This is a genomic window from Achromobacter sp. SIMBA_011 (assembly GCF_046535435.1).
Classification (GTDB): domain Bacteria; phylum Pseudomonadota; class Gammaproteobacteria; order Burkholderiales; family Burkholderiaceae_B; genus Achromobacter; species Achromobacter dolens.
On record NZ_JAWRWN010000013.1, the window covers coordinates 130,682 to 137,920 of the forward strand.

General features: G+C 69.4%; 4 protein-coding genes and 1 tRNA gene. 3 read left to right on the plus strand and 2 right to left on the minus strand.

Going from position 1 to position 7,239, the window contains the following annotated elements; all coding sequences use genetic code 11:
* Positions 1 to 53: 53 nt before the first annotated feature.
* Positions 54 to 3,278, plus strand: a complete 3,225-nt coding sequence (locus tag SB816_RS29020; protein ID WP_410547920.1) for an ATP-binding protein — start codon at positions 54 to 56, stop codon at positions 3,276 to 3,278.
* Between the two features lie 10 nt (positions 3,279 to 3,288).
* Here the strand turns inward: SB816_RS29020 and mnmH are convergent, their stop codons facing one another.
* Entirely contained in the window at positions 3,289 to 4,332 is a 1,044-nt protein-coding gene (gene mnmH, locus SB816_RS29025) for a tRNA 2-selenouridine(34) synthase MnmH (protein WP_064524221.1), read from the minus strand.
* Positions 4,333 to 4,497: 165 nt separating this feature from the next.
* Entirely contained in the window at positions 4,498 to 6,231 is a 1,734-nt protein-coding gene (acpA, locus tag SB816_RS29030) for an acid phosphatase (RefSeq protein ID WP_054503096.1), read from the minus strand.
* 200 nt (positions 6,232 to 6,431) lie between these two features.
* On the opposite strand from acpA, the gene SB816_RS29035 reads away from it, so the two are divergent.
* Positions 6,432 to 7,052, plus strand: coding sequence for a TetR/AcrR family transcriptional regulator (locus SB816_RS29035; RefSeq protein ID WP_054503095.1), 621 nt, complete (start codon positions 6,432 to 6,434; stop codon positions 7,050 to 7,052).
* A gap of 111 nt (positions 7,053 to 7,163) precedes the next feature.
* Positions 7,164 to 7,237 (plus strand) — tRNA-Arg (locus tag SB816_RS29040).
* Positions 7,238 to 7,239: the final 2 nt, after the last annotated feature.

The window sequence follows — 7,239 nt, forward strand, 5'->3', positions numbered from 1 at the left end:
CATCCATGAAACTGGACACACCGTTGATAAGAGTCATACGCGCATCGCGCCGATTGAATATCGTCCTGTTCGCCATCCTGACGCTGCTGCTGGTGCTGGGCGGCGTGCTCTATTGGGGCGGACAGCGCATCCTGCAGCAGGAGGAGGAAAAGCTGCGCACCGACTTCACCGTGCTGGTGGGCTATATCCACGCCCACGAGAGCGTGCTGCAGGGCCTGTATGCACAGGGCCTGAACCCCGACGGACGGCGGCTGGTGGCGCCGACGCGGGTCAGCGAGACCGCCGGGTTCGAGCGCGGGTCGTGGGCCTTCTACGACGGCCAGCACGCGATCGCGGCGATGCCGTTTTCGCTGCTGTGCCAGAGTCCGGACGCGTGCCCGGTGGCCGGCGGCGTGTTCACCGGCATCGGCGATTACCTGTCGGATTTCTACGCCACGCGCTGGGCCGCGTCGGTGTATCCGGCCGCGCCGCTGTTCGTCATGTCTCCGAGCCAGCAGCTCAGCATGAGCGTGCCCGCGATCGCCACCATGTCGGGCTACGAGCCGCTGACCCGGCAGACCTTCCTGGCGGTGGTGGATGCGGTGCAGCGGGCGGGCGGCGCCACCGATCCCGAGGACCGCTCGGGCAGCGAGGGGCCGAGCGTCCTGTGGGTGCGCGACCCGCATCTGCCGGACGCGATAGTCGGCATGCTGCCGGTGATGCTGCCGCTGAACGGGCGCGGCGCCGAGCCCGCCACGCGGCGCAATGTCTACGCGGTCTCGCTGCTGAGCCGCGGCCGTGTCAGCATTTCCGAGCGTATCCGGCAGGTGCCGCTGTTCGACCGCTTCTGGCTGGTGCGCCAGGGCGGCGAGGTGCTGCTGGGCGAGGGCGCTCCGCCGGTGATGGCGCCGGGCTTTCGTTTCGCCCGCGACGGCCTGCTGCTGCGCATCGCCGACAAGAGCGGTCAGTGGAACGGCTATTACCAACTGGCCTACAGCGGCTTCTTTCGCGCCAACATATGGTTGCCGGCCGCGGTGCTGCTGATGCTCGGCCTGGGGCTGGCGGCCGGCTGCGGCTACCTGTTCTGGTACAACCGGCGTGTCATCCATCCCGCCGAGATCGCCCATCTCGACATGGTCGAGAGCGAGGAGTTCAACCGCACCGTGCTCGACACGGCGCCGGTGGCGCTGTGCGTGCTGTCGCGGCTGGAGGGCCGCATCGTGTTCGGCAATGCGCTGGCGGCGCAGTGGCTGGGCATCGGCGTGGGCGAGCAGTTGCGCGATTCGGCCGAGACCAACAAGCTGCTGCGCCAGGTGCTGGGCGCGTCCGGCCCCGGCACCCTCGAGACCTTCCGCACCCATGACGGGCGCACGCTGTTCGTTGCGTTCGCGCCGACCCGCTACAAGAAGCAGGATGTGGTGCTGTGCGCCTTCGCCGATATCAGCGCGCGCGCCGAGATGGAGCACACACTTGCGCAGGCCAAGCAACAGGCCGATCGCGCCAACGAGGCCAAATCGACCTTCCTGGCCACCATGAGCCATGAAATCCGCACGCCCCTGTACGGCGTGCTGGGCACGCTGGAGGTGTTGTCGCTGACGCCGCTGAACGAGGCGCAACGCCGCCACGTCGACCGCATCCAGGATTCCTCCGTGATCCTGCAGCAGCTCATCAGCGACATCCTCGACATCACCAAGATCGAATCGGGCCAGTTGGCGCTGCAGCGCGAGGGTTTCGATCCGCGCGAGCTGGTCGAAAACTGCATCGCCTCGTATGCCGGCGTGGCCGAGCGCAAGGGGCTGGTGATCTACAGCGGCATCGACACCGCGACGCCGGCCTGGGTGATGGGCGACGGCGGCCGGATCCGGCAGATCCTCAACAACCTGGTCAACAACGCCATCAAGTTCACGGACTCCGGCCACGTGGTGGCGCGGCTGCGGGCCGACGCGCTGGAGGGCGGGCGCGCGCGCCTGCATTTCCAGGTGGTCGACAGCGGCGTCGGCATCCGCGAGGAGGACCAGGCGTTCTTGTTCGAGCCCTTCTACCAGATCGACGGCGGTTCGCACCTGGTGCGCGGCGCCGGCATCGGCCTGTCGATCTGCGCGCGGCTGGCGGCTTTGATGGGAACCGCCATCCAGGTGACCAGCGAGCCGGGGCTGGGCAGCAGTTTCTCCATCGCCATCGACCTGGACCTGGCCGAGGCGCCGCCGGCACCGTCGCCGCGGTTGCACGGGCTGCGGGTCTACGTGCGCAGCGCGCGCCGGGCGCTGAGCGCGAACCTGTGCGAATGGCTGGAGCATTGGGGGGCGCAGGCGAGCGTGGCGCCGGCCGTCCTGCCGTCGGACGAGTCAGGCGAGCGCGTGCTGCTCGACGTGCAGATCGGCGGCGAGGCGGCCGCGCCCATCGAGTGGGACGGGCCGGTGGTGCTGGCGGGCGGCCAGGACGACGCTGGCGCCACACTGCACCGCGCCGACCGGCACTACCTGAACAGCATCGGCTTCGCGCTGGAACGCTGGGCCAGCGGCGACGCCGCCGTCGCCACCAGGCAGGCCGCCGCGCCGCACTACGCGCCGCTGAACCTGCGGATCCTGGTGGCCGAGGACAACCCGATCAACCAGGTGACGATGCGCGACCAGTTGCAGCAACTGGGGTGCGAGGTGACGCTCGCGCCGGACGGAGCCGAGGCGCTGGCGCAATGGAACATCGGGCCGTTCGATGCCGTGCTGACCGACGTCAACATGCCGCGCATGAACGGCTACGAGCTGGCCAGCGCCTTGCGGGCCCAGGGCGTGGCCGTGCCGATCATCGGGGTGACGGCCAACGCGTTGAAGGACGAGGAAGCCCGCTGCAGGGCCGCGGGCATGAGCAGTTGGCTGGTCAAGCCGCTCAAGCTGAGCCTGTTGTGGAGCGAGCTGCGCGCGCAACGCGGCGGGGCCGCCGAACCGGGGCAGCCGCCCAGCGCATCGGAAGCCGCGGCGGCCGCCGCCGCCGCGTCCATCGCCGCCGCCTGCGCCGCGGGGGCGCCGCCGCTCGTGGGCAAGTATCGGGAGGTCTTCGTGCAGACCATGAGCGAGGACCTGGCGCGGTTGGAGCGGGCGCTGGCCGCCGCCGACGTGCGCGACCTGAAGGCGGTGCTGCACCGGATGCGGGGCGGGTTCGGCGCGGTCCAGGCGATGGCGCTGTACCAGCAGGCCGAGGCGGCCGAAGCGCGGCTGCGCGCCGGGAAACCGCTGAGCGATCCCGCGCGCGCGCAGGTGACGGCGCTGGCCGATGCGTTGCGCGCGATGCTGGCGGCGTTGTGAGCGGGCGGGTTCAGTCCAGCGCGTCCAGCAGCGCCCGCGCCTGCGCCACGACATCGTCGTCGTTGGGGCGGAACACCAGCGGCAGCGCCTGCGCCAGGCGCGTGAAGTGCGCCTGGCTGCTGCGCGCGTAGGCCGGGTCGTAGTGGCGGTCGATGAGTTCGCGCGCCAGCTCGGTGCGACGGCCTTCGTCGATCAGGCGCAGCCAGCCGCCGACGGTGTCGCGGCTGTGCAGTCCGACCAGGCGCTGCAACTGCGACTTGAAGCCGGCGGGATCGTCGAACAGTTGCGCGTAGTCCTGCTGCAAGAACTGCGCGCGGTCTTCGCGGCTGGCGGTGACGGCGACGCAGGCGCCCCGGTGCAGCGCGGCCAGCAGCGAGTCCGGCAGCGCCACGGCGCCGATCTTGCGGCTTTCGGCCTCGACGAACACGGGCCGGTCCGCGTTCAGCGCGCGCAGCCGCGCCGCCAACCGCGTGTCGAAGCCCTTTTGCGTCGGTTGAGGCACCCCCGCAAGGGCGCCCAGCAGCGAGCCGCGATGCGCCGCCAGCGCTTCCAGGTCCAGCGTCTGCGCGCCGGCCTGCGCCAGCGCGTGCAGCAGCCGCGTCTTGCCGCTGCCGGTGGGGCCGGTCAGCACCACGAAGCGCAGGCCGGCGGGCAGGGCGTCCAGGGCCTCGAGGGTGGCGCGGCGGTAGGTCTTGTAGCCGCCATCGAGCTGGCGCGCGCGCCAGCCGATCATGTTGAACATTACCGTCATGGAACCCGAGCGCTTGCCGCCGCGCCAGCAATACACCAGGGGACGCCAGCTTTGCGGGCGATCGGCGAAGGTGGTGTCCAGGTGGTTGGCGATGTTGCGCGCGGCCAGGGCGGCGCCCAGCCGCGTGGCCTCGAAGGGCGATTGGCGGTACAGCGTGCCGACCCGGGCCCGCTCTTCATTGCTGAACACCGGCGCGTTCAGGGCGCCGGGGATGTGGTCATCGGCATACTCGAGCGGCGTGCGCACGTCGATGATGTCGTCGAAGTCATCGAGCCGGTCCAAACCGGCCAGCAGGTGTTTCAAGGCGGGGCCATCCAGGAGGGAATGGCGAATTTTCGCACGGCGCCGGGTCGGACCCGTGCCGGGCGCGCAACGGGGAGCACTTGCGGGACCGTGGGAAGGGCGGAGGGCCGGCCGGGCATGTGCGCCCGGCCGGCCCTCGCGGAACACGGCCGCCGCCGGCGGCGATCAGGCGCCGAAGGTCAGCGCGTTGGTCAGGTCGCCCATCGGCTTCTGGCCGCGCGCGGTCATGGCGTCGTCGCGCGCCTTCAGGCCTGCGAGCGTCGGCAGGTCGAACAGGCGGGTGGCCAGGCGCAGGATCGAGCCGGTGTCGTAGATGGTGTGGTCGACGGTGCCCTTCTTGGCGAACGGCGAGACCACCAGCGCGGGAATGCGCGTGCCGGGGCCCCAGCGGTCGCCCTTGGGCGGCGCCACGTGGTCCCACCAGCCGCCGTTCTCGTCAACGGTGATGACCACCACCATGTTGGCCCACTGCGAGCTCTTGCGCAGGCTGTCGACGATGTGGGCGATGTGGCGGTCGCCCGAATCGACGTCGGCGTAGCCCGCGTGCATGTTCAGGTTGCCTTGCGGCTTGTAGAACGTGAGCGGGGGCAGCTTGCCGGCTTCGGCATCGGCCAGGAACTTGTTGGTCGACGACAGATCGCCGAGGCCGCCGTCGCGCAAGTGCGCGGTGCGCGCGGCGGTGCCGGGGCCGGTGCTCTGGAAGTAGTTGAAGGGCTGGTGGTGCGCCTGGAAGTTGGGCGAGGAGGGGAAGCCGGTGTTGGCGGTGGAGTCGATCGCCGCCTGCCAGCCGCCCGCGTACCAGGCCCAGTCCAGGCCCTTGGCGGTCATCAGGTCGCCGATGTTGTCGTGCGTCTGCGGCACCATGAACACCGAGGTCGGATCGGCCTGGGTCGGGTTGGCGGCATCGCGGGAAAAGGCGGGCCAGTAGGGCGGGCCCATGGTGTTCACGCCGTAGCCGTCCGGCGTCAGGGCGCTGGCGCCGAACTGCGGCGCGCCGGTGAGGGCGCTGGCCGGCGAGGTCGGCTTGGGTTGCAGGTTGGGATCGGTCGGATCGGCGCTCTGCAACTGGGCGATCTGGCCGCGCACGTTGATCGAGGCGTTCGCCAGGTCCGGATAGAACGGCGGACGGGCGGCGGCGAGGTATTGATGGTTCAGGAACGAACCGCCGAACGCGCCCTGGAAAAAGTTGTCGCACAGCACGAATTCCTGGGCCAGTTTCCACAGGCGCAGGTTGTAGGCGGAGTCGCTGTAGCGGCCCATGACCAGCGCGCCGGAGTCGGCCCAGGCCACGAAGCGGTCGTTCTTGCCGCCGTTGATCTGCATCTGATTCTGGTAGAACACGTGCCACAGGTCGCGCGTGACCACGCCTTGCGGCAGCGGCTCGCCTTGCGGGCCGCGCAGGTCGAAGGGCGCGTTGGGCAGGTTGTTCATGTAGGGCGCGTTCTCGGCGACCTGGTAGGTGACGTGGTTGGCCTGTTGCGAGGTCGGCACCATGCCGCCCCACACCGGCGGCAGCACCGATAGCGTCGTGCCGTCGCGGTCCTTCTGCGTGTAGTCGGCGGCGGTCAACGCCGACAACGGCTTTTCGACGCCGGGGAAGTTGGAGAACAGGTTGTTGAAGCTGCGGTTTTCCGCGAAGATCACCACCAGCGTCTTGACGTTCTTGCGCAGTTGCGTCGTCAGGTCGGGGGCGGGAGCGGGGGTGTTGTCGTCATCGTCGCTGTCGCCGCTGGAACAGCCGGCCAGCGCGCCCATGGCGGCGGCGCTGGCGCCGAGCGCGGCGATACCGGTCAGGAAGCCCCGGCGGGTGGCGCGGACGGGAGTGTCGGCGTCAGCGTGATCGGCGGCCGTCGACGTCGCGGCAGCCTGCGCGTTCGCGCTCTTTTCTTTTTCAGACATGGTTGTAGACCTTGCGGAGAGGGTGGCGCCCTGTCATGGCGACACGAGGGTTGCCGGATGACAGCCGGCATTCACGGCGGCTAGCCTAGGTTTGCGACGTTGTATCAATGTGACCATCGGCTGTCGGCAAGCTGTACGCCAGGGAGACTCCCGCCAAATTCCCTTAGACTGGCGCCATGGCTGACATCCGAGTGAAAGCAATGACCGACCATTCCGCAGGCGGATCCGCGCGCCAGGCGTCGCCTCGCACCAAGCCGCCGGAGGTGCGGCTGGACGAGTTGATGGGCGCCGCGCAGGCGCTGTTCCTGGAAAAAGGGGTCGACGCCACCACCATCAGCGAGATCACGGAAGCGGCGGGCGTGGCCAAGGGCACGTTCTATGTCTACTTCCCGTCCAAGCACGAGATGCTGCATGCGCTTGCCGAGCGCTACGTGCGCGAATTCGTCGCGCAACTGGCCAGCGCGATCGACGCCTGCGACGCGCACGACTGGGTCGGGAAGCTGCGCGCATGGGTGCATGCCAACGTCGCGACCTATCTGCGCACTTACCGCGTGCACGACATCGTTTTCACGCATCAGCATCACCATGCGCGCGAAGGGCATACCGGCAACGATGTGGTCAGGCAACTGCAAGGCATCCTGCAGGCCGGGGCCGAGGCGGGCGCATGGCGGGTGGACAATCCGCGCATGATGTCGCTGCTGATCTACGCCGGGGTGCACTGCGCCACGGACGACGCGATCCTGTCGAAGCTGTCGGATCCCACCGACTTCGCGCGCGGCATCGCCGACGCCTATCTGCGCATGCTCGGCGCGGCCGTGTAGCGCCGCGACGATTCAGGACGGCAGCCGTGGCCGGCCGTGTTTTGGGTAGGCACGGCGCCCGACTTGCGCGGTCTGCGAAACAACGCTATGATTCAAGGCTTGCTTTTTAACGCGCCCGTAGCTCAGCTGGATAGAGTACCTGGCTACGAACCAGGGGGTCGTAGGTTCGAATCCTGCCGGGCGCGCC

Excerpts from the sequence above, each read along its gene's own strand:
- acpA (WP_054503096.1), bottom strand. The coding sequence starts at position 6,231 with ATGTCTGAAAAAGAAAAGAGCGCGAACGCGCAGGCTGCCGCGACGTCG.
- SB816_RS29035 (WP_054503095.1), top strand. The coding sequence starts at position 6,432 with ATGACCGACCATTCCGCAGGCGGATCCGCGCGCCAGGCGTCGCCTCGC.